The sequence below is a fragment of the Pseudomonas sp. P9_35 genome (assembly GCF_034008205.1).
GTDB classification, from domain to species: Bacteria; Pseudomonadota; Gammaproteobacteria; order Pseudomonadales; family Pseudomonadaceae; genus Aquipseudomonas; species Aquipseudomonas kilonensis.
In genome coordinates this window covers 3,638,006-3,663,501 of record NZ_CP125373.1, presented here as the reverse complement: position 1 = coordinate 3,663,501, position 25,496 = coordinate 3,638,006, and the positions used below count along the sequence as shown (strand labels likewise).

The 25,496-nt window shown below is 61.0% G+C and carries 18 protein-coding genes; 5 read left to right on the top strand and 13 right to left on the bottom strand.

Features of this window, described 5'->3' with window-relative positions:
• Positions 1-9 precede the first annotated feature (9 nt).
• The 7 genes from QMK47_RS15890 to QMK47_RS15860 form a co-directional block, all read right to left on the bottom strand.
• On the bottom strand, positions 10-1,113 hold the full coding sequence (locus tag QMK47_RS15890) for an ABC transporter ATP-binding protein (RefSeq protein ID WP_258688206.1): 1,104 nt from the start codon (positions 1,111-1,113) through the stop codon (positions 10-12).
• Positions 1,114-1,251: 138 nt separating this feature from the next.
• Positions 1,252-2,082: a carbohydrate ABC transporter permease gene (locus tag QMK47_RS15885; RefSeq protein ID WP_214510254.1), complete on the bottom strand. Its 831-nt coding sequence runs from the start codon at positions 2,080-2,082 to the stop codon at positions 1,252-1,254.
• 10 nt (positions 2,083-2,092) lie between these two features.
• Positions 2,093-3,025 carry a sugar ABC transporter permease gene (locus QMK47_RS15880; RefSeq protein ID WP_320388709.1) on the bottom strand — a complete coding sequence of 311 codons (933 nt, stop codon included), beginning with the start codon at positions 3,023-3,025 and terminating at the stop codon, positions 2,093-2,095.
• A 163-nt stretch (positions 3,026-3,188) separates the two neighbouring features.
• On the bottom strand, positions 3,189-4,499 hold the full coding sequence (locus QMK47_RS15875; protein WP_253475193.1) for an ABC transporter substrate-binding protein: 1,311 nt from the start codon (positions 4,497-4,499) through the stop codon (positions 3,189-3,191).
• 192 nt (positions 4,500-4,691) lie between these two features.
• Positions 4,692-5,597, bottom strand: coding sequence for an AraC family transcriptional regulator (locus tag QMK47_RS15870; RefSeq protein ID WP_253475190.1), 906 nt, complete (start codon positions 5,595-5,597; stop codon positions 4,692-4,694).
• Between the two features lie 70 nt (positions 5,598-5,667).
• The gene (locus tag QMK47_RS15865) at positions 5,668-6,960 is read right to left on the bottom strand and encodes a glycosyltransferase (protein WP_258688202.1); all 1,293 of its coding nucleotides are present in this window, start codon (positions 6,958-6,960) and stop codon (positions 5,668-5,670) included.
• Between the two features lie 76 nt (positions 6,961-7,036).
• Complete coding sequence (locus tag QMK47_RS15860; protein WP_320388707.1) at positions 7,037-7,408, bottom strand: response regulator; 372 nt, start codon at positions 7,406-7,408, stop codon at positions 7,037-7,039.
• 258 nt (positions 7,409-7,666) lie between these two features.
• Here QMK47_RS15860 and QMK47_RS15855 point away from each other — a divergent pair, with 258 nt between their 5' ends.
• From QMK47_RS15855 to QMK47_RS15835, 5 genes are read left to right on the top strand one after another with little or no spacing between them, the layout of a single operon-like run.
• The gene (locus QMK47_RS15855) at positions 7,667-11,149 is read left to right on the top strand and encodes a response regulator (protein WP_320388705.1); all 3,483 of its coding nucleotides are present in this window, start codon (positions 7,667-7,669) and stop codon (positions 11,147-11,149) included.
• Complete coding sequence (locus QMK47_RS15850) at positions 11,149-11,964, top strand: CheR family methyltransferase (protein ID WP_253475179.1); 816 nt, start codon at positions 11,149-11,151, stop codon at positions 11,962-11,964. Before QMK47_RS15855 ends, QMK47_RS15850 begins: the two co-directional genes overlap by 1 nt.
• The gene (locus tag QMK47_RS15845; protein WP_253475176.1) at positions 11,961-12,548 is read left to right on the top strand and encodes a chemotaxis protein CheB; all 588 of its coding nucleotides are present in this window, start codon (positions 11,961-11,963) and stop codon (positions 12,546-12,548) included. The genes QMK47_RS15850 and QMK47_RS15845 overlap by 4 nt, the downstream gene beginning before the upstream one ends.
• Before the next feature lie 5 nt (positions 12,549-12,553).
• On the top strand, positions 12,554-13,834 hold the full coding sequence (locus QMK47_RS15840) for a hybrid sensor histidine kinase/response regulator (protein ID WP_320388704.1): 1,281 nt from the start codon (positions 12,554-12,556) through the stop codon (positions 13,832-13,834).
• The gene (locus QMK47_RS15835) at positions 13,827-14,204 is read left to right on the top strand and encodes a response regulator (RefSeq protein ID WP_014338183.1); all 378 of its coding nucleotides are present in this window, start codon (positions 13,827-13,829) and stop codon (positions 14,202-14,204) included. Before QMK47_RS15840 ends, QMK47_RS15835 begins: the two co-directional genes overlap by 8 nt.
• Positions 14,205-14,369: 165 nt before the next feature.
• Here the strand turns inward: QMK47_RS15835 and QMK47_RS15830 are convergent, their stop codons facing one another.
• The 6 genes from QMK47_RS15830 to mexE all read right to left on the bottom strand — a co-directional run bounded on the left by QMK47_RS15830 (position 14,370) and on the right by mexE (position 25,040).
• Positions 14,370-16,043 (bottom strand): response regulator, encoded by a 1,674-nt coding sequence (locus QMK47_RS15830; protein ID WP_258688195.1) that lies wholly within the window; start codon positions 16,041-16,043, stop codon positions 14,370-14,372.
• Entirely contained in the window at positions 16,040-17,542 is a 1,503-nt protein-coding gene (locus tag QMK47_RS15825; RefSeq protein ID WP_024618349.1) for an ATPase domain-containing protein, read from the bottom strand. Before QMK47_RS15825 ends, QMK47_RS15830 begins: the two co-directional genes overlap by 4 nt.
• Positions 17,543-17,788: 246 nt before the next feature.
• Entirely contained in the window at positions 17,789-18,847 is a 1,059-nt protein-coding gene (locus tag QMK47_RS15820) for a tetratricopeptide repeat protein (protein ID WP_214510263.1), read from the bottom strand.
• A 326-nt stretch (positions 18,848-19,173) separates the two neighbouring features.
• Complete coding sequence (locus QMK47_RS15815; protein ID WP_003202299.1) at positions 19,174-20,595, bottom strand: efflux transporter outer membrane subunit; 1,422 nt, start codon at positions 20,593-20,595, stop codon at positions 19,174-19,176.
• Entirely contained in the window at positions 20,592-23,771 is a 3,180-nt protein-coding gene (locus QMK47_RS15810) for an efflux RND transporter permease subunit (protein WP_320388703.1), read from the bottom strand. Before QMK47_RS15810 ends, QMK47_RS15815 begins: the two co-directional genes overlap by 4 nt.
• A 15-nt stretch (positions 23,772-23,786) precedes the next feature.
• Complete coding sequence (gene mexE / locus QMK47_RS15805; RefSeq protein ID WP_092142931.1) at positions 23,787-25,040, bottom strand: multidrug efflux RND transporter periplasmic adaptor subunit MexE; 1,254 nt, start codon at positions 25,038-25,040, stop codon at positions 23,787-23,789.
• Positions 25,041-25,496 lie beyond the last annotated feature (456 nt).

Sequence of the window (25,496 nt, the reverse complement as noted above, 5' to 3'; positions counted from 1 at the left end):
TCTCGGCAATCAGGCGGCGGCGCGCAGCGCGCGGGTCACCGCAACGCCCTCGGCATCGAATAAGTGGCAGTGTTCAGCGTCCAGGTGCAGGCTCAGTTGCTCGCCGAAACGGCTCGCCAGGTCGCCCCGAACGCGCATGGTCAAGGCTTCGCCGGAGGCCGTGACGACGTGACAGAAGGTGTCGCTGCCCAGCCGTTCGCTGACGTCGGCGGTGACTTGCAGCGTGCAATCACCCGGTTGCGCCAGGTTCAGGTGTTCCGGGCGAATCCCCAGGGTCACCGCGCCGCCGACGCTCAGGTTGGCACCGCTCAAGGGCAGGCTGATACGCGTGCCGGCGTCCAGCAGCACTTCACAGCCCTGGCTGTCCAGGCCGGTGACCTTGCCTTTGAGAAAGCCCATTTTCGGCGTGCCGAGGAACCCGGCGACAAACAGGTTGGCCGGCTGGTGGTACAGCTCCAGCGGTGAGCCGACCTGTTCGATGCGTCCGCCATTGAGCACCACCACCTTGTCGGCCAGGGTCATGGCTTCGACCTGGTCGTGAGTCACGTAGATCATGGTCGCCTGCAACTCTTTGTGCAGGCGTGCCAGTTCCAGGCGCATCTGCACTCGCAGGGCGGCGTCGAGGTTGGACAGCGGCTCGTCGAACAGGAAGATTTTCGGGTTACGCACGATGGCCCGGCCAATCGCTACACGCTGGCGCTGGCCGCCAGACAGTTGCTTGGGCTTGCGCTCGAGCATCGGCCCCAGTTCAAGGATGCGTGCCGCTTCGTTGACCTTCTTCTCGACCTCGGTTTTGGGTACGCCGGCCAGGTCCAGGGCGAAGGACATGTTCTTGCGCACGCTCATGTGCGGGTACAAGGCGTAGGTCTGGAACACCATTGCCAGGTCGCGCTTGGCCGGGCTGACTTCGGTAATGTCCCGGCCATCCAGTTCGATGGTGCCGTCGCTGACTTCTTCAAGGCCGGCGATCAGCCGCAGCAGCGTGGACTTGCCACAGCCCGACGGGCCGACGAAGACCACGAACTCGCGGTCGTTCACCTCAAGGTCGATGCCCTTGATGATGGAGAAGCCTTCGAAACCCTTTTGCAAATTCTTGATTTTCAGGTTGGCCATGATGATGGGCCTCCACTTGTCATTTATTCAGTTGGCTGGGAAAGATCGCAGCCTCGTTGCACTCGACAGCTCCTACAGGGATCGCGAGGGCTGTGAGCTGTGTGTAGGAGCTGGCGAAGCCTGCGATCTTTTGACGGTTCATTTCACCGCGCCGAAGGACAAACCGCGCACCAGCTGTTTCTGGCTGATCCAGCCGAAAATCAGGATCGGCGCGCAGGCCAGGGTCGAGACGGCCGACAATTTGGCCCAGAACAAACCTTCCGGGCTGGAATAGGAGGCAATCAACGCCGTCAGTGGCGCGGCTTTGGAGGAGGTGAGGTTCAGCGACCAGAAGGCCTCGTTCCAGCACAGGATCAGTGACAGCAGCACAGTGGAGGCCAGGCCGCCCTTGGCAATCGGCAGCAGCACGCGGACCATTTCCTGCCACAGCGTGGCACCATCGAGGCGTGCAGCCTCGAGGATGTCGCGGGGAATGTCCTTGAAGTAGGTGTAAATCATCCAGACCACGATGGGCAGGTTGATCAACGTGTAGATGACGATCAACGCGAGACGCGTGTCCAGCAGGCCAAATTGCTTGGCCAGCAGATAGATCGGCATCAGCACGCCCACTGGCGGCAGCATCTTGGTGGAGAGCATCCACAGCAACGTGCCTTTGGTGCGCTGGGTTTCATAGAACGCCATGGAGTAGGCCGCCGGCACCGCAATCAGCAGGCACAGGGCGGTGGCGCTGAAGGAAATCACCACCGAATTCCAGGCAAAGCTGAAGTAGTTGCTGCGCTCATTGATGTGCAGGTAGTTCTCCAGCGTGGGCGCGAAGATGAACTGCGGCGGCGTGGCGAACGCATCGATTTCGGTCTTGAAGCTGGTCAGCACCATCCAGAAGATCGGGAAGAAGATCAGGATCGCGATGGCCCAGGCCAGCGTGCCCAGCAGCAGGCTTTGCAGGCGACGGGATTGTTGAAGAGTCATGGCGACGGCCTCAGTGCTTGTCGGTGAGGTTTTTGCCGATCATCCGGACCAGGATGATGGCGGCGATGTTGGCAATGACCACGGCAATCAGGCCACCGGCCGAAGCCATGCCGACGTCGAACTGCACCAGTGCCTGGTTGTAGATCAGGTAGGCAAGGTTGGTGGAGGCGTAGCCGGGGCCACCGTTGGTGGTGGTAAAGATCTCGGCGAACACCGACAGCAGGAAGATCGTCTCGATCATCAGCACCACGGCAATCGGGCGGGCCAGGTGCGGCAAGGTCAGGTGCCAGAAAATCGCGATCGGGCCGGCACCGTCCAGGCGCGCGGCTTCTTTCTGTTCCTGGTCCAGCGACTGCATGGCGGTCATCAGGATCAGGATCGCGAAGGGCAGCCATTGCCAACTCACGATGATGATGATCGACAGCAGCGGATAGTGGGCGAGCCAGTCCACTGGCTGGGCGCCGAACAGTTTCCACACCGAGGCAAGGATGCCCGAGACCGGGTGGAAGATCAGGTTCTTCCAGATCAGCGCGCCGACGGTGGGCATGATGAAGAACGGCGAGATCAGCAGCACACGGACGATGCCGCGACCAAAAAACTCACTGGCCTCCAGCAGCGCGCTGATCAATACCCCCAGCACGATACTGATCAGCAGTACGCTGCCCACCAGCAACAAGGTGTTGGTGGCACCGGGCATGAAACCCGAGTCGGTCAGGAAGTAGGTGAAGTTCTCCAGCCCGACGAATTCGTTTTCGCCGGGGTAGAGCAGGTTGTAGCGGATCAGCGAGAAGTAGACGGTCATGCCCAGCGGCAAGATCATCCACAGCAGCAACAAGGCCACTGAAGGACTGACCAGGAACCAACCGGGGTTCGCCAGGCGGATCTTGCGTGCCGGCGGGGCAATCTCGATGGAGGCTTTGGCAGTTGTTGTTGAGCTATTCATGAGTGCTTACTCTTATGCGACGCATTCCCTGTGGCGAGGGAGCTTGCTCCCGCTGGACCGCGCAGCGGGCCCATGCCGATAGGCAATCCTTCTGATCGCCAGGGCGGGCTTCGCCCGCCAGCGGGAGCAAGCTCCCTCGCCACAAATGAATGTCTACAGGTCTCTACTTGGGATACCCAGCGCGTTTCATCTCGCGTTCGGTGGTGGACTGCGCGGCGGTCAACGCCTGGTCCACGGTCTGCTGGCCGGTCAGCGCGCCGGAAAAGAACTTGCCCACCTGGGTGCCAATGGCCTGGAACTCGGGAATGGTCACCAACTGGATGCCGATATAGGGCACAGGCTTGAGGGTTGGCGCTTTCGGGTCGGCGACTTTCAACGACTCCAGGGTCACCTTGGCAAACGGCGCGGCCTTCATGTACTCGTCGCTGTAGGTCGAGGTGCGGGTGCCTGGCGGTACGTTGGCAATGCCGTCGGTCTTGGCGACCAATTGGCTGTATTCCTTGGACGTCGCCCAGGTGGTAAAGACCGTGGCCGCGTCCTTGGCTTTGGAGCTGGTCGGGATGGCCAGGGACCAGGAGTACATCCACGAAGTGCCCTTGTCGGTTTTTTCGTGGGGGGCGAAGGTGAATCCAACGTGATCGGCCACCTTGCTCTGGGTCTTGTCGGTGACGAACGAACCGGCGACGCTGGCATCCACCCAGATCGCGCATTTGCCGCTGTTGAACAGCGCCAGGTTTTCGTTGAAGCCGTTGCTGGAGGCACCCGGCGGGCCGGATTTCTTCATGTTGTCGACATAGAAATTGAGTGCGTCTTTCCACTCTGGCCCATTGAATTGCGGCTGCCACTTCTCATCGAACCAGCGCGCGCCATAACCGTTGGCCAGGGTGGTGATGAGCGCCATGTTTTCGCCCCAACCCGCCTTGCCCCGCAGGCACAGGCCATATTGTTCCTTGGATTTGTCGGTGAGTTTTTCGGCGAACTCACCGATCTGGGTCCAGGTCGGGTGTTCGGGCATGGTCAGCCCGGCGTTCTTGAACAGGTCCGTGCGGTAATAGGTGATCGAGCTTTCGGCATAGAACGGCAGGGCGTACAGCGAGCCTTTGACCGACAAGCCATCGCGCACGGAAGGGAAAACGTCGTCCAGGTCGTAGGAGGCCGGCAGGTCCTTCATTGGCTCCAGCCAGCCCTTGGCGCCCCAGAGTGCAGCTTCGTACATGCCAATGGTCAGCACGTCGAACTGTCCGCCCTGGGTGGCGATGTCGGTGGTCAGGCGCTGGCGCAGGACGTTTTCTTCGAGCACCACCCAGTTGAGCTTGATGTCCGGGTGCTCGGCCTCGAAGGTTTTCGAGAGCTTTTGCATGCGGATCATGTCGCTGTTGTTGACCGTGGCAATAGTGAGGGTCTGGGCGCCAAAGCTGACGCTGCTGAGGGTCATGCAGGTGGAGACAAGCAGAGCTTTTACCGAAGGTTTCATCGCGCACTCCTTTTCCGCGCCCGAAGGCTGCAGAAGGACAGTTATTGTTTTTGTGTCTTCCGGATGAAGGGAAGAATGTGCGCTGATTACAGCCCTCAATGGACGGCGTGACAAATCATCCGTCGCACTTGTGCTGATACTTTTTTGCACTGCAGAAAATTCTTGAGGGGGGAATCATTTGTGGGGAGGGGGTCAGCCCAGGTTCTGCTCGGTCAACCGCTGCACCGCCAGCCGCCGGTAGTGGGATGGGGTCATGCCCTTGAGTTGCTGGAAACGCCGGTTGAAATTGGAAATGTTGTTGAAACCCGATTCAAAGCACACGTCCGTCACCGGTTTATCACCGTCGGCCAGCAACTCGCAGGATTTGCTGATGCGCAGGCGATTGACGAATTCGATGAAGCAGCGACCGGTGGCCTGTTTGAACACCCGGCTGAAATAGGTGGGTTTCATGCCCAGGTGCTCGGCCACTTCTTCCAGGGACAGTTCCCGGGCGTAGTGGGCAAAGATGTAGTCCACCGCGCGGTTGGTACGATCGACACTGTGTTCGTCCGCCGCTTGCGCAGAGGTCGCGCCGGAAAGCAGTTGGTAGTCATCCGTGGCGGCCAGCAGCTCCATCAGGATGAAAAAATGCCCCAGGCGGCTCATACCTTGGGAATCGGCGATGCGCTGCATCAGTGTCATGGCCTGGCGGATAGTGCGCTTGCAGCGGAACTCGATGCCGTATTGGGCACGCTCGAGCAGCGGTGCGACCGTCTTGAGTTCGGCGAATACCTGGTGGCCGCTTTCGAACAACTCGTCGGTGAAGTTCACCAGCATGTCGCGCTTGTGCACCACTTCGTCCTCGGCCACCTGGCTGATCCAGTTATGGGGCAGGTTGGGGCCGGTGAGGAACAGCGACTGGGGATAGAAGTTGCCGATGTAGTCGCCGATGAACACTTTGCCGGAACTGGCGACGATCAAGTGCAGCTCGTATTCCTTGTGGAAATGCCAGCGCACCAGCGGGCAGGGAAAACCGTGCTGACGGTAGATGATGGACAACCCGTTATGGTCGTCCATCAACTCGTAGGAGGGGTCGGTGATTCTGGCTGTTCGGGTCATGGGCCTGGCGCTTTTATTGTTATCGCCGTTGGATAATGCCCCCTTCGCCAGGCGGCTGCCACTCTGACGTCTAACCGTTGCGGTTTTTTTCTTCGATCCACTGGGACATGTATTGGGTGCTTTTGTGCTGGTGGTGACGCAGCATGCTGCCGGTGAAGTTGTCCCGGCGTCGTTGCGCCAGGTCCGCCCGGCAAGCGTTGATGCTGTCGATCAGCGCCGGGCCGTGCACCTGTTGCCGGTAGCGGCTCGCCAGCAGGGCGAGGCCAGCATCCTGGGCCTGGGTCCAGCGCGCCTGGTCGCGATACAACTGCACTGCCGCGTCGGCGATGCCTTCGGCGCTCTGGGCAATCGCGCCGGGCCAGGGCATGTCGCCGTGCATGGCTTCGGCTCCCACTGGCGTGGTGACGTTGGGTGTGCCGCAGAGCATGGCATCGATCAGCTTGCCCTTGATGCCGGCGCCGAAACGCAGCGGCGCCAGGCAGATACGTGCCGCCGACATCACCTGCAAGGCGTCCTCCGCCCAGTTCATGATGTGAAAACCCTGGGCCGGGTTATGCAACGCGGCGGCCTTGGGCGGGGTGTAGGCACCGTACAGGTGCAGCTGCGCGCCGGGTAATTGTTGGCGGATCAGTGGCCAGATGGCGTTTTTCATCCAGAGCACGGCGTCCCAGTTCGGTGCGTGGCGAAAGTTGCCGATGCTCAGGAAATGCGCCCGGTCCTCGAACGGCGCCGACGGTTCGCCGGGCAGGTCCAGCATCAACGGGCACCAGTGCAACAGGTTGCGGGGCAACTTGAAATGTTCCACCAACAGTTCGATTTCAACCTCGGACACCATCAGGTTGAGGTCACAGCGGTACAGTGCAGCGATTTCCCGTTTGGCCAGGTCGGTGTCGGCCATCCGCTGGAACTCCTCGCCCAGGGCCGGGGCGAAGAGGTCGCTGAAATCCTCGCCAGCCTCATCGTGCTTCAGGCGGTCCTTCAAGCGCTGGTGCCGGGCGTGGCGCAGGCTCTGCAAGTCTGACGTCTCCAGCACCCGCAGGGCGCCGGGGCAGTGCTTCTCGACCCGCCAGCCGAACTGTTCTTCCATCATGAATTGGTCGAACAGCACGATGTCCGGCGCCAGCTCGCTGATGAAGGCGTCGAAGCTGCTGCTATTGAGTTCGATCGGCACTTCGCGGATACCCAGCGCGACCAGGTCGGCGCGCTGTTCGCCGGGGCCCGCCGGACTGCTGAAGGTGATATCCCAGCCTTGCCCGAGGAAGGTGTCGAGGATCTGCATGACATGCCCGCTGGCAGCCGATGAGCGCGGCTCGGGCCAGACATAGCCGATAACCAGGACCTTGGTGGCGGTGGGGTGATGCATGAGCAGGGGTTCCTCGAGGCGGATCAGGCGCTGTCGGCGCGCGGGGCGCCGATAGTGACCAAGAATACGATCCGGCTCAAGAAAGAATACGTTTGACCTTGTCTCGCAGCTGATCGATGGAGAAAGGCTTGCCGATCACCGACATGCCTTCTGGCACATCGATACTTTCGGCGTAACCACTGGCAAACAGTACAGGCAGCTGTGGCCGCACGGCTCGGGCCTGTTTCGCCAATTCGCGCCCGTCCATGACAGGCAGGCCGACGTCGGTCATCATCAGTGCGATGGGCTGCGCGTCGTTGCGCAAAAACGCCAGCGCCTGTTCACAACCGTCCGCCTCCAGCACTAGGTATTCCAGCTCCTCCAGCACGTCGACGATCAACATCCGCACAATGTCATCGTCTTCGACGACCAGGATAGTGGACTGGGTGGCAGGAGGAGGGGTGGACATAGTAGACATTCTCGAAGAAGGGAGCGGGAGGGAGACTCGAAAAAAAGCCTCTTTCATGAGTAAGCTCCGAGGCGGCACAAGTTCCCAAGGTTGTACAAGAAAGGATCTATAGTACAAGAGCTGACAAGGATAGTCGCTTCCTTGCTACAAGGTAGATCGTCGCGGGAGTTGCGCCTTTGACTCGTCAGATAATGTGGATCCAAGCGCCGTTTTTCGGGCAAACTCCATGGTTTTCAACTGTCCACCAAGGCCCTTTCCATGACTCCTTCGTCTTCGGTCGACGAGCAAAGTTTTCGCAAGCTCCTGAGCCGCAATATCAGCCTGCCGCTGGGCATGGGCGCCCTCAGCGCGGTGTTTTTTATCATCCTTGTCACGTACCTGCTGTCGGTGATCCAGTGGGTCGGGCATACCGACCGGGTGATCAATAATGCCAATGAGGCGCTCAAGCTGAGCGTGGACCTGGAAACCGGCATGCGTGGCTACCTGTTGAACGGTGACGAGCACTTTCTCGAGCCCTATGAAGTGGCCAAGCCGCGAATCGCCGTCGCGTTGGATACACTGCTGGAATTGACAGCCGACAACCCCGTCCAGACCGACCGGCTGCACAAGATACAAGCGCTCCAGACGGAATGGTCCACGTACGCCCAGGGCATGATCGACCTGCAACGCAGCAGCGGGGATTACCGGAGTGCGGTGAGGTCCGGGCGCGGCAAGCGCTTGACGGACGAGATCCGCCAAACCTTCGAGGAAATCGTCGATACCGAGCAGCAACTGCGTGCGGCGCGTAGCCAGGACGTGCGCACCACCACCGTCTGGAGCATTGGCCTGTACCTGCTGTTCGTCGCCGCAGTCAGCGGGTTGCTGGCCTACGTCGGCCGCCGGGATCTGTTGAGCTTGTCCGAGAGCTACGGCGCCAGCCTGAAGGTCCAGCAACGCAGCGCCTTGCACCTGGAGAAGCAGGCTTGGCTGCGCAATGGCCAGACGCAGTTGGCCGAGCAGGTCCTGGGGCAGTTGTCCCTGAACCTGTTGGGCCGCAACATCTTGCAGTTCTGTGCAAAGTACCTGGGTGTGGCGGTCGCTGCGCTCTATGTGCGGGAAGAAAATGGCGTGCTCAAGCGCGTCGCCAGCTATGGCTTGTCCCGGGAGGATGACGCGCAGCAGCAAGTGATCGTCGACGGTGAGGGTATCGCTGGCCAAGCCGTCCGACAGGGGCGTCTCATCCGGTTGGATGACGTACCGGACGATTACCTGAAAGTCAGCTCCGGCTTGGGGCAAGGGTTGCCCAACAGCGTGCTGGTGGCGCCCACCAGTGACGATGACCGGATCAACGGTATCATCGAGTTGGGCTTCCTGCGGCCATTGACCGAGCGCGACATTGAGCTGCTGGAGCTGATTTCCGGCAATATCGGCACCTCCATCGAGGCCGCGCGTTATCGCCAGCGCTTGCAGGAAGTGCTGGCCGAAACCCAGCAGTTGAACGAAGAACTGCAAGTGCAGCAGGAAGAGCTCAAGACCGCCAATGAAGAATTGGAAGAGCAGTCGCGCATTCTCAAGGAATCCCAGGCCCACCTGGAAGCCCAGCAGCAGGAACTGGAGCAGACCAACGAGCAATTGGCCGATCAGCGCGACGCCATGGACCAGAAGAACAGCGAACTGAACCTGGCCCAGATCCAGTTGCAGGAGCGCGCCGAAGAGCTGCAGCGTTCGAGCAAGTACAAATCCGAGTTCCTGGCCAACATGTCCCACGAGCTGCGTACGCCGCTCAACAGCTCGCTGATCCTGTCCAAGCTGCTGGCGGAAAACCCGCAGCAGAACCTCAGCGAGGAACAGGTCAAGTTTGCCGAGTCGATCTACTCCGCTGGCAACGACCTGTTGAACCTGATCAACGATATTCTCGACATCTCCAAGGTCGAGGCCGGAAAGCTGGAAGTGCGCCCGGAAAACACCAGCGTGCAGCGTCTGGTGGAAGGCCTGCGGGACATGTTCGAGCCGTTGGCGGCCGACAAGGGCCTGGATTTCGAGGTCCAGGTGCTGCCCGATGCGCCGGCGATGCTCTACACCGACCGCCAGCGCCTGGAGCAGGTAATCAAGAACCTGCTGTCCAATGCCGTGAAGTTCACCGAACAGGGCTCTGTATGCCTGTCTGTGGCCGGGCAGCCGGGCTCGGGCATCGCGTTCATGGTGCGCGACTCCGGGATCGGCATCGCCGCCGATCAGCAGCAAAGCATCTTCGAAGCATTCCGCCAGGCCGATGGCACGACCAATCGTCGTTACGGTGGCACCGGCCTGGGCTTGTCGATTTCCCGGGACCTGGCCACGTTGCTGGGCGGCTCGATCTGCGTTTCCAGCGAGCCGGGGCAGGGCAGCGTGTTTACGCTGGTAATGCCTGAGCGTTATGTCGAGCCCGGGGACTCGCCGATAGAACCGATGACATTCACCCCCACGGCCACCGCGCCAGCGCCGGCTGCGCCCAAAGCCGCACCGGCACCGCTGATCGCTGAAGTGGATACACCGATTGCCCGATTTGCCGACGACCGCGACAAGGCGCCGTTCGGCACCCGGTGCATCCTGGTGATTGAGGACGAGCCCAAGTTCGCCCGGATCCTGTTCGACCTGGCCCATGAACTCGGGTACCAGTGCCTGGTGGCCCACGGTGCCGATGAAGGCTTCGACCTGGCTTCGCAACTGGCCCCCGACGCGATCCTGCTGGACATGCGCCTGCCGGACCATTCCGGGCTGACGGTGTTGCAGCGGCTCAAGGAGCAGGCCGACACCCGGCACATCCCGGTGCACGTGATTTCCGTCGAAGACCGCGTCGAAGCCGCCATGCAAATGGGCGCCATCGGCTATGCCGTCAAGCCGACCACCCGCGAAGAACTCAAGGATGTGTTCGCCCGCCTGGAGGCCAAGCTGACCCAGAAGGTCAAGCGGGTGCTGCTGGTGGAAGACGATGACCTGCAGCGTGACAGCATTACCCGGCTGATCGGCGACGATGACATCGAGATCACCGCCGTTGGCCTGGCCCAGCAAGCCCTGGACCTGCTGCGGACCAACGTCTACGACTGCATGATCATCGACCTCAAGTTACCGGACATGCTCGGCAACGACCTGCTCAAGCGCATGTCCAGCGAAGACATCTGTTCCTTCCCGCCGGTGATCGTCTACACCGGGCGCAACCTGACACGCGACGAAGAGGCCGAACTGCGCAAGTATTCGCGCTCGATCATCATCAAGGGCGCCCGTTCGCCAGAGCGCCTGCTGGACGAGGTGACACTCTTTCTGCACAAAGTCGAATCCCGGTTGTCCCATGAACGGCAGCGGATGCTCAAGACCGCCCGCAGCCGCGACAAGGTGTTTGAAGGCCGCAAGGTGCTGCTGGTGGACGACGATGTGCGCAACATCTTTGCCCTGACCAGCGCCCTGGAGGCGAAGGGGGCGATCGTTGTCATTGGCCGTAACGGCTTCGAGGCGATCGATCGCCTGAACGAATTCGACGACATCGACCTGGTGCTGATGGATGTAATGATGCCGGAGATGGACGGTTTCGAAGCCACCGCGCTGATCCGCAAGGACCCGCGCTGGCGCAAGCTGCCCATTATTGCCGTGACGGCCAAGGCCATGAAGGATGATCAGGAACGCTGCCTGGCGGCGGGTTCCAACGACTACCTGGCCAAACCGATCGATCTGGATCGTCTGTTCTCGCTGATTCGCGTGTGGTTGCCGAATATGGAAAGAATTTAGTGGAACGTGACACTGACATTGAACTTCGTTTGTTGATCGAAGCGATCTACCTCAAGTACAGCTACGATTTTCGCGATTATTCCGGTGCATCCATCAAGCGCCGGGTCCACCATGCGCTGAGCCAGTTCGAGTGCAAGACCATTTCGGCCTTGCAAGAGCGTGTGCTGCATGACCCGGGGGCGTTCATGCAGTTGCTGCAACTGCTGACAATCCCGGTCAGCGAGATGTTTCGCGATCCCTCGCATTTCCTGGCCATTCGCGAGGAAATCGTGCCGCTGCTCAGGACGTATCCGTCGATCAAGATCTGGATCGCCGGTTGCAGCACAGGGGAGGAGGTCTACTCCATGGCAATCCTGCTGCGCGAAGAAGGCCTGCTGGACCGCACGCTCATCTATGCCACCGATATCAACCCGCGCTCGTTGGAAAAAGCCAAGCAGGGGATTTTTTCCCTGGAGAACGTGCGCACCTATACCCAGAACTACCAGGCCGCCGGAGGCCGGCGCTCGTTTGCCGATTACTATACCGCCGCCTACGATTATGCGATGTTCGACAAAACCCTGTGCGAGAACGTGACCTTTGCCGATCACAGCCTGGCGACCGACAGTGTCTTTTCAGAAACTCAGTTAATTTCCTGTCGTAATGTATTGATATATTTCAATAAAAAACTACAGGATCGGGCGTTTGGATTGTTTCATGAGTCCCTTTGTCACCGTGGTTTCCTGGTATTGGGCAGTAAGGAGACGTTGGATTTCTCGGCTTACGGCCATCGATTCGAGCCGTTGGTCAAACAGGAACGGATCTATCGCAAGTTATGAACCAGACGAAGGACAGATCCAACCCGCCCATCGAGGCCATTGTCGTCGGTGCATCGGCCGGTGGCGTCGAAGCGTTGCTCAGGGTCTTCGGACACCTGCGCAAAGGCTTTGGCGTGCCCATCCTGGTGGTATTGCATTTGCCGGACGAGCGCGAAAGCCAGCTGGCCCGTGTCTTCGGACATCGTCTGGCGGTGCCGGTGGAGGAAGCCCGGGACAAGCAAGACATCGTGCCGGGAACCTTGTATGTCGCCACGCCTGGCTATCACTTGTCGGTCGAGGCTGACCGTAGCCTGTCGTTGAGCCTGGAGGAACCGGTGCATCATTCGCGGCCGTCCATCGATGTGTTGTTTGAATCGGCCGCCGATGTCTATGGCCAGAAATTGCTGGCCGTGGTGCTGACCGGCGCCAACAACGATGGCGCCTGTGGCTTGGCGAAGGTCAGGGCGCTGGGCGGGATCACGGTGGTCCAGGACCCCGATGAAGCCCAGGTCTCGACCATGCCCGAAGCGGCGCTGGCCCTGCACGAGCCCGACCATATCCTTACTTTGCAAGGCATCGGCCAATTGCTGGCCGGGCTGGAATGAACCACATGCCAAGAGATATTCAAGCCAAACTGCTGATCGTCGATGATCTGCCTGAGAATCTGTTGGCCCTGGAAGCGTTGATCAAGGGGGGCGACCGCGAGGTCTTCAAGGCCCTGTCGGCGGACGAAGCTTTGTCCCTGCTGCTGCAACACGACTTTGCCCTGGCCATCATCGATGTGCAGATGCCGGAGATGAACGGTTTCCAACTGGCCGAGCTGATGCGCGGCACGGAGAAGACCCGCAGCATCCCGATCATTTTCGTCAGTGCCGCAGGTCGTGAACGCAATTATGCCTTCACCGGTTATGAAAACGGTGCGGTGGACTTCCTGCACAAGCCGCTGGACACCCAGGCGGTCAAAAGCAAGGTCAATGTGTTCGTCGAGTTGTACCGTCAGCGAAAGGCCATGAAGGAGCAGGTCGTAGCCCTTGAGCAGAGTCGCCGCGAGCAGGAGGTTCTGTTGCAGCAACTGGAGGCCACCCGTGGCGAGCTGGAGCAGGCTGTGCGCATGCGTGACGATTTCATGTCCATCGTCGCCCACGAGGTGCGCACGCCCCTCAATGGCCTCATTCTCGAAACACAACTGCGCAAGATGCACCTGGCCCGGGACAACGCCGCAGCCTTCAGCCTGGGCAAGGTGCGGGCGATGGTCGAGCGCGACGAGCGGCAGATCAAGAGCCTGATCCGGCTGATCGAGGACATGCTGGATGTCTCGCGGATTCGCACCGGCAAACTGTCGATCCGTCCAACCCGTTTCAACCTGACAGCATTGGTGGAAAACCTGCTGCGCAATTTCCAGCCGCAGATCGCCGTCGCCGAATGCTCGTTGACCTGCCTGGCCGAACCCTCGGTGGAAGGGCTTTGGGATGAGTTTCGTATCGAGCAGGTGATCTCGAACTTGTTGACCAATGCGTTGCGCTACGGTGGCAAGGGCCCGATCGAGGTGCGCGTCTACAAGACGCCCGACCACGCCTGTATCGAGGTCCAGGATCATGGCATCGGTATCAGCGAGGAAAACCAGAAACGTATCTTCCAGCAATTCGAGCGCGTATCGTCCAAGGCGGCCGCTGCTGGCCTCGGGCTGGGGCTGTTCATTTCCGAGCAGATTGTCGCGGCCCATGGCGGAACAATCACGGTCAACAGTCGCCTCAATGAAGGGGCCTTGTTTCGTGTTTGCCTGCCTTTGCAGAAAACTGTCTTGGACAAAACCGCCGAACAGACGCAACCTCTGCGAGACCCCAAGGTCGTATCAGCAGCTATTGATCGAACAAAGGCTTCTCATGAGTGAAGATGCGCAAGATGTTGTATTGATCGTCGAGGATGACCCATCGATCCTGATGGTGTTGTCGGCCTACCTGTCGGGCGAGGGATACCGGGTGCTACAGGCCGAAAACGGTGCCCAGGCGTTCGAGATCCTGGCGAGCAAGCCTCATCTGGACATGATGATTACCGATTTCCGCCTGCCGGGTGGTATCTCCGGCGTGCAGATCGCCGAGCCTGCGGTCAAGTTGCGTCCAGAGCTGAAGGTCATTTTCATCAGTGGCTACGCGCAGGAAGTGCGCGACACTGACAGCCCCATTACCCGCAAGGCGCCGATCCTGGACAAGCCGTTCGACCTGGATGAGCTGCAGAGCATCATGCAGTCGATGTTGTCGTAGGTTTCAAAAGTATTGTTTGGATTGGGCAAGGCTTTTGTGGGAGCAAGGCTTGCCCGCGATGAGGGCTGCTCGGTCTTTCTGAAACCGAGGTGACTTCATCGCGAGCAAGCTTTGCTCCCACAGAATCAAGGATCTTCCCACAGAGTTAAGGACCTTCTCACTGAATCAAGGAACCGTGATCATCTCCCGCACCTTGGCCGTCAACAAATCAAACGTGAACGGCTTGGTGATCATCTGCATCCCCGGGTCCAGGAAACCGCCGCGTACCGCTGCATGTTCCGCGTAGCCGGTGATGAACAATACCCGCAAATCCGGACGGATCTGCCGGCCGATTTCCGCCAGTTGCCGGCCATTCATGCCGGGCAGGCCCACGTCGCTGATCAGCAGGTCGATGCGTTGGCCTGACTGGAGGATTGGGACTGCGCCGTTGGCGTCGGCCGCTTCCACGAAGGCATAGCCCAGTTCGCTCAACACCGCGCTCACCAGCACTCGCACCGCTGGATCGTCCTCGACGATCAGCACGGTCTCACCGTCCTGCGCATACGGTGCGTGTGGGGTGGTGACCTGGGGCTCGTGTATTTGCTCACCGCGAAAGCGCGGCAGGTAAAGGTTCACAGTGGTGCCTTTGTCGACTTCGCTGTCGATGGTCACATGCCCGCGCGATTGCTTGCTGAACCCATAGATCATCGACAGGCCCAGCCCCGTGCCCTGGCCGATTGGCTTGGTGGTGAAGAACGGATCGAACGCACGACCGATGATCGCTTCGGGCATGCCGCAACCGCTGTCCTGCACGCTCAGCACCACATAGTCGCCGGGTGCCAGGTTGGTGTAGGCGTCGGTAAAATCGGCGTCCAGGTGCTGGTTGCAGGTCTTTACCACCAGGTTCCCGCCATTGGGCATGGCATCCCGGGCGTTGAGGACCAGGTTGAGCAGGGCGCTCTCCAGTTGGTTGGGGTCGGCTTCGGCGACCCAGAGCTGCTCGTCCAGTTGCATGTCCAGGCGGATGCTTTCGTTGAGGCTGCGTTGCAGCAACTCGCCCATGGACAGCACCAGCGTATTCATCTGGACGGCCTTGGAGTCCAGTGATTGCCGACGGGAAAAAGCCAGCAGGCGATGGGTCAGGCCGGCGGCGCGGTTGGCCGAGGTCACGCCCAGGTCGATGAGGCTGTCCAGGTCCTCGGTGCGGCCCCGGGCCAGGCGCCGACGCAGCAGTTCGAGGCTGCCGATGATCCCGGTGAGCATATTGTTGAAGTCATGGGCGATACCGCCGGTGAGTTGGCCGACCGCTTCCATTTTCTGCGACTGGCGCAGGGCTTCTTCGTTATGGCGCAACTGGGCGGTGCGTTCTTCCACCTGCTGCTCGAGGGTTTCAAGGGTGGTTTGCAGGCGCAGTTCGCTGTTGCTCAGGTCGATCAGGCGGTCGCGGGCTTCGTACTGCCTTCGACGGCCGCGCAGGGCGGTGGTCACCAGGCTGATCAGGGTCACTGGGTGGAAAGGGCGCTCGAGGAAGGTCACGTTGCCCAGTTGCGTACCGATACGCGCCGCCGGGTTCTGTTCCGGGCCGCCGTGATGGGTCAGCAAGACAATGGGCAGGTCAGACCAGGCCGGCTGCTGTTCGATGTGCAGGAACAGCGCTTCCAGATCGGGCCCCACCAGGGCTTCCGAGGAAATCACCAGCAGGCCGGCGCCTTTTTCCAATTCTTCGCACAAATGGCCCAGATGACGGCAAATGAGGCCGGCGAAACCGGCTTCATTGAGGATCATCAAGGCGATCTGGCTGTCCCGTCCCAGCGGCGCGAGGATCAGCGCCCGCTCGGACAGGGGCTCGGCCAGCGTCACCGGTGTTCATCCCCGAGCAGCGGGTTGCTCTCGCCCATGTAAGTGGGCACCCCTCGCAGGACGCCTTGGAACGCCTCGAGCGGCTCGCCGATGGTCATGCCCAAGCCGCTGATGCGATATTCGCGGATGGTCGACTCATGGCTGCCGGTGCGTTTCTTGATGATGGAAATCGCCCGGCGCACCTTGCCCAGTGCTTCGAAATAACGCAAAAGAATCACCGTGTCAGCCAGGTAAGTAATGTCCACGGGCGCCTGCATGTCGCCGACCAGACCGTGCTGTGCAACAGTCATGAAGGTCGCCGCGCCCTTGCGGTTGAGGTAGAGCAACAATTCATGCATGTGCAGGACCAGGGCGTTCTCTTCCGGCATGGCCGCCTGATAGCCATTGATGCTGTCGATGACTACGGTCTTGATATCGCCCTCATCGACACAACGGCGCACGCGGTGGGAGAACTCGCCAGGGGACAGCTCGGCGGCGTCCACTTGTTCGATCAGCAGGTTGCCGGTCTCTTGCAGGGCCTGCAGGTCGATGCCGATGTTTTTCATGCGTTCGAACAGCAAGCCCAGTTCTTCATCGAAGATGAACAGCGCGGCCTTCTCGCCACGATGTACGGCGGCTGCAGCAAAAATCAGCGAGATCAGCGACTTGCCGGTCCCCGCCGGGCCCAGGATCAACGTACTGGAGCCGGTCTCGATACCGCCACCCAGCAGCGCGTCCAGTTCGCCGATGCCGCTGGAGAGTTGCTGGCGCAGGTATTGGCCTCGGTGTTCGGCGGCCACCAGGCGTGGGAAGACGTGTACGCCGTCGCCCATGATGGTGAAGTCATGGTAACCGCCGCGGTATTTCTGCCCGCGATACTTGACCACCCGGATACGCCGCCGTTCGGCGCCATAGTTGGGGGTCAGTTCTTCCAGGCGAATCACCCCGTGGGCGACACTGTGGACCGTCTTGTCGAGGGACTCGGTGGTCAGGTCGTCGAGCAACAGGACCGTGGCGTCGTAACGCACGAAGTAGTGCTTGATCGCGAGGATCTGGCGACGATAGCGCAAGGAGCTTTGCGCCAGCAGGCGAATCTCCGACAGGCTGTCGAGCACCACCCGGGTCGGCTTGACCCGTTCGACCACTTCGAAGATCTGCCGGGTCGCCTCGCCCAGCTCCAGGTCCGAGGAGTACAGCAGGCTCTGCTGGTGCTCGGCATTGAGCAGGCTTTCGGGCGGGGTCAGTTCGAAAATATGAATGTTGTCGTCCAGCGTCCACCCGTGGGAGGTTGCGCCCTGACGCAGTTCACGCTCGGTTTCCGATAGCGTGATGTACAACGAGCGCTCGCCAGCCTTGGCGCCGGCCAACAGAAAATGCAGCGCGACCGTGGTCTTACCAGTCCCCGGTTCCCCCTCAAGCAGGAACACATGGCCGCGGGACAAACCACCGGAAAGGACATCGTCCAGTCCTTCGATGCCGGTGGCGGCTTTTGCACTGATCAACTCGTTAGATGTAGACAAAAATAGCCCTCTCATGACTAGGGAAGTGGGCAGCAGGCGGGGTAACGCCTGAATTCAACTGCCTGAACACTTGACCTTTGGCGGTGATGGCGGTTCCGCTTACGTCGATAAAACGCGGTGTATTGCACAACTTTGTAGGAGCTGTCGAGCGAAGCGAGGCTGCGATCTTGTCCCGGACAATTGAGTCGCAAGTGAAAGATTAAGATCAAAAGATCGTCCGAACGCGGCCCGAGCCTTCGGCAGCTCCTACAGACCCTGTTGCAGCGCCGGGTCGTCGGGGTTCAACTGTTCAAGTTGCGCCAGCAGGATTTGAACATTCTGCAACTGGCCGGTCTCCTTCCAATAGTTGATCAGCAGCACCCGAGCCTTGCGGTCGGCGGGGTAGCGCTGGACGATTTCCTGCAGCTGTTTCTGCGCCGCTTCCACTTCCTGCTCGGCATGCAGGGTGGTCGCCAGGTCATAGCGGTAATGGCGGTTCTCGGGCTCCAGTTCCACCGCTTTTGCCAAGCCGAGCACCGCATACTCGTTCTGGCCGTGTTGCAGCAGCCACATGCCCAGCGCATGTTGCAGATAAGCCGACGCTGGCTGGGTTTGCAACTGTCGGGCGAGCAATAATCGTGCGGCTTCGCTTTGGCCCTGTTTGTCCAGCACCTCGATCTGCATGACCAGCGCTGGCAGGTTGTCCGGTTGCAGGCGCAAGGCCTGTTCAAGGGCCAGTTGGGCTTTCTTCAGTTCGGCGTTGTGCAGGTGCAGTCGGGCGAGCTGGTAGTGGGTCTCAGCGGTTTTCGGACCGTCCTCGAGCACCTGTTCCCAGGTGTCGATGGCTAACTGCATCGCCCCGAAATACAGGCCGAGATCATCCGGCGACAAACCCAGCAGCGCGTTCACGGCGGCGAACCGGACGTTCTGGTCGTCATCGTCCAGGAGCGGGCCGAGCAACAGGCTGCGCTGGCCTGTCGGTACCAGCCCGACAACGCTGCCGATGGCGGCCCGACGCACGTCCGGCGATTCGCTGTGCAGGTCCGCATCCGCCAGCTTCAGGGCTTGGGGGCTGGGGTAGTTGGGCAGTTCGGCGTGCAGCCACACGCGGCGCTTGGGCGAAAGGTCCGGACGCCCCAATTGCTGGTAAAGCATCCGCGCCGCTCCTGGCTGCCCGTTGCGGGCGCTTCCCAAGGCTTCACTGTAGCCTCGCTTGATCGCTTCGGGGATCTGCGGCGTGGTGCTGCGCAGCCATACCGCGACAAGACCAATCACCAACAGGACACAGAGGCTGAGGAGCAGATAGCGGCGGCGAGGCGAGGGCATGCAGGGAATCCATTACCAGAAGCGTGAAATGTCGCAAGCTTCGGTCAGGTGGGGGCTTGAGTCAAACCCTGTGAAGCATCTCATGCGCCCAGGGTAAGCTTGCCCGAGTCAATGTGGGAGCAAGGCTTGCCCGCGATGAGGGCGGCTCATTTAGCATCAACGTAACTGACCCGCCGCTATCGCGAGCAAGCTTTGCTCCCACAGGCGCTCCTACAGGAGGAGGTGGAGGTTAGCGCCAGCCGAAAAAAAGCCCCGCGTCCAAATGAGACGCGGGGCAAAAATTTGGCTGGTTGCGGCCAACCAAAGGAGCTCGGTCGAGAAGGCGATCAGTTGCTGGCAACGGTCTCCGGTTTCCAGCCGCCGCCCAGGGCCTTGTAGATCGCGACGATGCCGCGGTACAGGTCCACTTCGGCCTGGGCCTGGGTGTCTTCGGCGGCCAGGCGTTCGCGCTGGGCGTCGAGCAGCACGAGGAAATCCACAGTGCCTTCGCGGTAGCGAATCTCGGCGAGGTCGGCGGCGGCGCGGCTCGATTCACTCTGGCGGATCAGCGAGATCAACCGTTGTTGGCGCTTGCCGTAATCACTGAAGGCGTTCTCCGATTCTTCCAGGGCCAGCAGTACTTGCTGCTCGTAGGTCGCCAGGGCGCCATCCGCCTCGGCGTCGGCACCGCGCAAGCGAGCCCGCACGCTGCCCAGGTCGAAAGCGGCCCAGGTAATGCTCGGGCCCAACGCCCAGGCGTTGGCCGCCGAGGAGCCGATCTGCGAGCCACGTCCGGCGGTGAAACCGAGGAAACCGCTCAGGCTGACCCGTGGGAACAGGTCGGCCTTGGCCACGCCGATGCGCGCCGTGGCAGCGGCCAGTTGGCGTTCGGCACTGAGAATGTCCGGGCGCCGTTGCAGCAGTTCACCCGGGTCGCCGATGGGCAGGGCCTTGGCGATGGCTGGCAACTGTTTCGGGCTCAGGTCCACGCTGAGCTTGTCCGGACGCTCGCCCAGCAATGTGGCGATGCGATTGCGTTGGCGCACCTGTTCGGCCTGCAGCTGCGGCACGCTGGCTTCCACCGAGGCCAAGCGGGCATCGGCCCGCACCACATCGAGCTGATCGCCGACGCCGGCATCACGCAGGCTTTCGGTGATCTTGCGCGAATCCTGCTGGTTCTTCAGGTTCGCCAGGGCGATCTTTTCCCGCAGTTGCGCACCGCGCAATTGACCGTAGGCGTCCACCAGTTCGGCGATCATGGTCACCTGCAACTGATAGAGATCGGCTTCGATCGCCTGCTGATTGGCATCGGTGGCTTCCAGGTTGCGCTGGATGCGTCCGAACAAGTCCAGCTCCCAGGCCATGTCCAGGCCCAGGTCGTAACGCTCGGTATTGACCCGGTCGGTGGTTTGCCCCGGGATCTGGCCTTTGCCCAGGTTGCTGCTGGCACGGCTGGTGATGGTCGGCATGGCGTCATTGCTGGCGTCATCGCGAATCGCCCGGGCGGCCCGCAGACGGGCGAAGGCTACGCGCAACTCGCGGTTGCCTTCCAGGGAGCGGGTCACCAACGCGTTAAGGGTCGGGTCGTCGAACTGCTGCCACCAGATGCCTTCGAACCGGGCACGGTCGAAATTCTTCTGGCCGGCGGCGCCGTCGGTGGCGGTGGTGATATTCGCCGCCTCCGTTTGCGGGGCCTTGTAGTCCGGGCCCACGGCGCAGGCACTCAAGGCCAATACCAGCAAGCTCGGCACAAACGCTTTCAAACTCATTGTTGCGCCTCCAGTTTCAAAGCCCGGGCCGCCTTGCGGGCCTCGCTGCGCTCGACGAAGTTGCGGATCAGTACATAGAACACAGGGGTGAGCAGCAGGCCGAAGAAGGTCACGCCGAGCATCCCGGAGAACACCGCCACACCCATGGCATGGCGCATTTCCGCACCAGCACCGCTGGAGAACACCAGGGGCACCACACCCATGATGAAGGCGAAGGAGGTCATCAGGATCGGCCGCAGACGCAGGCGGCACGCTTCGAGGACCGCCGCCAGCGGCTTCATGCCTTCGAGCTGTTTATCCTTGGCGAACTCGACGATCAGGATCGCGTTCTTGCAGGCAAGCCCCACCAGTACGATCAAGCCGATCTGGGTAAAGATGTTGTTGTCGCCACCGGAGAGAATCACCCCGGTAATGGCCGACAGCAGGGTCATCGGTACGATCAGGATCACCGCCAATGGCAGGCTCCAGCTTTCGTACTGTGCCGCGAGCACCAGGAACGCCAGCAGTACGCAGAGCGGGAACACGAACAGCGCGGTGTTGCCCGAGAGGATCTGCTGGTACGTCAGGTCGGTCCACTCGTACGTCATGCCGTTGGGCAGTTCGTCCTTGAGCAGTTTCTCGATGGCTTTTTCAGCCTGGCCGGAGCTGTAGCCCGGGGCGGCGGCACCGTTGATTTCAGCGGTGATGAAGCCGTTGTAGTGCATCACGCGGTCTGGCCCCGAGGTATCGCTGACCTTGATGAAGGTCGCCAGCGGGATCATCTCGCCACGGTTGTTGCGCACCTTGAGCTGGCCGATCTGGTCTGACTCGAGACGGAACTGCTGCTCGGCCTGGACGTTGACCTGGTAGGTACGGCCGAAGCGGTTGAAGTCGTTGGCATACAACGAACCCAGGTAGATCTGCAGGGTGTCGAAGATGTCGCTGACGGCCACGCCGTGGGTCTTGGCTTTTTCACGGTCGATGGCGGCATCGACCTGGGGCACGTTCACGGTGTAGCTGGTGAACAACCCGGCCAGTTCCGGCACGCTATGGCTCTTGGTGATGATGTTCATGGTTTCTTTGTACAGCTCGTCGTAGCCCAGGTTGCCCCGGTCTTCGATTTGCAGGCGGAAACCACCGATCGTACCCAGGCCCTGTACCGGCGGCGGCGGGAAGATCGCCATGTAGGCTTCCTGGATCCCGGCGAACTGGCCGTTCAAGGCGCCGGCGATGGCACCGGCCGACATGCTCGGGTCCTTGCGCTCGTCGAAAGGCTTGAGGGTCACGAACACGATGCCGGCGTTCGGGCTGTTGGTGAAACCGTTGATCGACAGGCCTGGGAAGGCCACGGCGCTTTCAACGCCCGGTTGCTTGAGGGCCAGGTCCGACATGCGCTTGATCACGTCTTCGGTACGGTCCAGGCTCGCGGCGTCCGGCAATTGGGCGAAGGCCACCAGGTATTGCTTGTCCTGGCCGGGCACGAAACCGGTCGGGGTGGTGGAGAAACCGAAGAAGGTCAACACCATCAGGCCCGCATAGAGCACCAGGGCGATGCCGCTGCTACGAATCACTCGGGCGACGGTGCCCACGTAACCGTGGCTGGCGCGCTCGAAGAAGCGGTTGAACGGACGGAACAGCCAGCCGCCGAAGAGCTTGTCGAGGAACTTGGAGAAACGGTCCTTGGGCGCGTCATGACCCTTGAGCAATACGGCAGCCAGGGCCGGCGACAGGGTCAGGGAATTGACTGCCGAAATCACCGTGGAGATGGCAATGGTCAGGGCGAACTGCTTATAGAACTGCCCGGTCAAGCCACTGATGAACGCTGCCGGAACGAACACCGCGCACAGCACCAGGGCGGTTGCGATGATCGGGCCAGTCACTTCGCCCATGGCGCGCTTGGTCGCCTCCACCGGGGTGAGCCCCAGTTCGATGTTTCGCTCGACGTTCTCCACCACCACGATCGCGTCGTCCACCACGATACCGATCGCCAGTACCAGGCCGAACAGCGAGAGGGCATTCAACGAGAAGCCAAACAGGTGCATTACCGCGAATGTACCGATCAGCGAAACCGGCACCGCCACCAACGGAATGATCGAGGCGCGCCAGGTCTGCAGGAACAGGATCACCACCAGCACCACGAGAATCAGTGCTTCGAACAGGGTATGTACCACTGCCTCGATGGAGCCACGGACGAAGATCGTCGGGTCATAGACGATGCTGTAGTCCATCCCGGCCGGGAAGCCCTTCTTCAGCTCTTCCATCTTCTCGCGGACGTCGTTGGAGATCTGGATGGCGTTGGAGCCCGGACGCTGGAAGATCGGAATCGCCACCGCCGGCTGGTTGTCCAGTAGCGAACGCAGGGCGTATTGGCTGGAACCCAGTTCGACCCGGGCGATGTCTTTCAGGCGAGTGATCTCGCCGTTGGCGCCGGAACGAATGATGATGTTCTCGAACTCTTCCTCATTCACCAGGCGACCCTGGGTGTTGATCGAGAGCTGAAAAGCCTGGGCACTGGGCGCTGGCGGTGCACCCAGGGCGCCGGCAGCCACCTGGCGGTTCTGTTCACGGATCGCGGTGACCACGTCGGTGGCGGTCAGGTTGCGCGAAGCGGTCTTGTTCGGATCCAGCCAGACTCGCAGGGAGTAGTCACCCATGCCGAACAGCTGCACATCACCCACGCCGCCCAGGCGCGCCAGCTCATCCTTGATGTTGAGCAGGGCGTAGTTGGACAGGTAGAGCATGTCGTAGCGTTTGTCCGGCGAGGTCAAGTGCACGACCATGGTCAGGTCGGGCGATGCCTTGTCCACCGTGATGCCGATCCGGGTCACTTCTTCCGGCAGTTTGGGCTCGGTCCGGGTGACGCGGTTCTGCACCTGCACCTGGGCGTTGTCCAGGTCGGTGCCCAGGGCAAAGGTGATGGTCAGGGTGATCTTGCCGTCAGCGGTGGATTGCGAGGACATGTACAGCATGTTCTCGACGCCGGTGATGGCTTGCTCCAGGGGCGCGGCCACGGTCTCGCCGATGACCTTGGGGTTGGCGCCCGGGAAGTTGGCGCGCACGACCACGGTCGGCGGCACGACTTCCGGGTATTCGCTGATCGGCAATTGGAACAGCGAGATGGCGCCGGCGATCAGGATCAGCAGCGAAAGCACTGCTGCGAAGATCGGCCGCGAAATGAAGAACTGGGAAAATTTCATCTTGGATTCAGTCCCTTAACCGCGTGGGGTGGCAGCGGCCAATTTGCCTGCCGCCCCTGACGCGTCCTTGGATGGCGCGACTTGGGGCAGGTTGCTGGCTTCGAGCGCTTTACGTTGTTGTGCCAGGGCGGCGATGGTTTCATCGCTGGCCATCGGCACGGTTTCAGGCGTGACCGGTGCACCTGGACGAGCTCGTTGCAGCCCTTTGACGATGATGGTGTCGTTCTTGCTCAGGCCGCTGCGCACGATGCGCAGGCCTTCGATCTTCGGACCCAGTTCGACGGCGCGATAGGCCGGCTTGTTCTCGGCGTCCATCACCAGCACGAATTTCTTGCCCAGGTCGGTGCCGACGGCTTCGTCGTTGATCAGCACGGCGGCGTAAGTGCCGCTGCCCACCAGCTTCAGACGGGCATAGAGGCCTGGGGTGTAGGCGCCGTCCTTGTTGTCGAACACGGCGCGACCACGAATGGTGCCGGTCTGCGGGTTGACCTGGTTGTCAACGAAGTTCATCTGGCCCTGGTGCGGGTTGCCGTCTTCGTTGGACAGGCCCATGTAGACCGGAGTGGCCTGGCCGCGCTGGCCCTGGCGGGCAAGTTGGGTGTACTTGAGGAAGACACGTTCGTCGGCATCGAAGTAGGCGTAGACCTTGTCCGTGGAGACCACGCTGGTGAGCGGGGTGACGTCGGCGGTCACCAGGTTGCCGGCGGTGATGGCCGCCCGGCTGACGCGACCGCTGATGGGCGAGGTCACCCGGGTGAAGCTCAGGTTCAGCTTGGCCAGGTCCAATTGTGCCTGGATGGCCGCAGCGGCAGCGCGGGCTTCCTGGGCGGCGCTGGTGCGCGAGTCGGCCAGCTCGGCGGAAATGGCATTGCTCAAGCGCAGGCGTTCGCCACGCTGGGCTTCGTTCTCGCTGCGGGTGGCGGTAGCGCGGGCTTGGGCCAGTTGGGCTTCGAGACGACGTACTTCAGCCTGGAAGGGGCGTGGGTCGATCTGGAACAACAGGTCGCCTTTCTTGACCAGCGCACCTTCGGTGAAGGCCACTTCGTCGATCTGCCCGGAAACCCGTGGGCGGATCTCGACGGTTTCCGGCGCTTCAAGGCGCCCGGTGAACTCATCCCATTCGTTGACAGGTTGCTCCAATACCTTGGCCACACTGACTTTGGCCGGCGGCATGGACGCTGCCGTGTCGGGAGTCTTGCCGCAGGCGCTCATCACCAGCACCGCCAGCAGCGCGAGGGGAAAACGCAGTTTTGAAAGTGAATGTTCCATGGATAGCATCCGCCAATGTATTGAGAATGGGCGGATGATGCGTGGCGCAAGGCAGAGGAACGAATCGAATGAAGCAAAGGTAACTATCACTCAGAATGATATAAGCCATCGATAAGGCCTCTAGTCCGGGAGTGCGGGGCACTTTGGACAAAGCAAGGGAAGCCGTGGCGAGGGAGCTTGCTCCCGCTTGAGCGCGAAGCGCTCACAAAGAGGGGCCGCTACGCAGCCCAGCGGGAGCAAGCTCCCTCGCCACAGGGGTGGTGCGTTGGCTGGAATGATCAGCAGAAAACCTGTGGGAGCGAGCTTGCTCGCGATAGCAGGCTCACATTCAACATCTTCATTGGCGGTCATACCGCTATCGCGAGCAAGCTCGCTCCCACATTGGCTTCGGCAAGTCTTGAGTGGGTGGATTGCTCAAGTACGGGCTTTGTTTCCTTTTATATCAAATTTATTGAT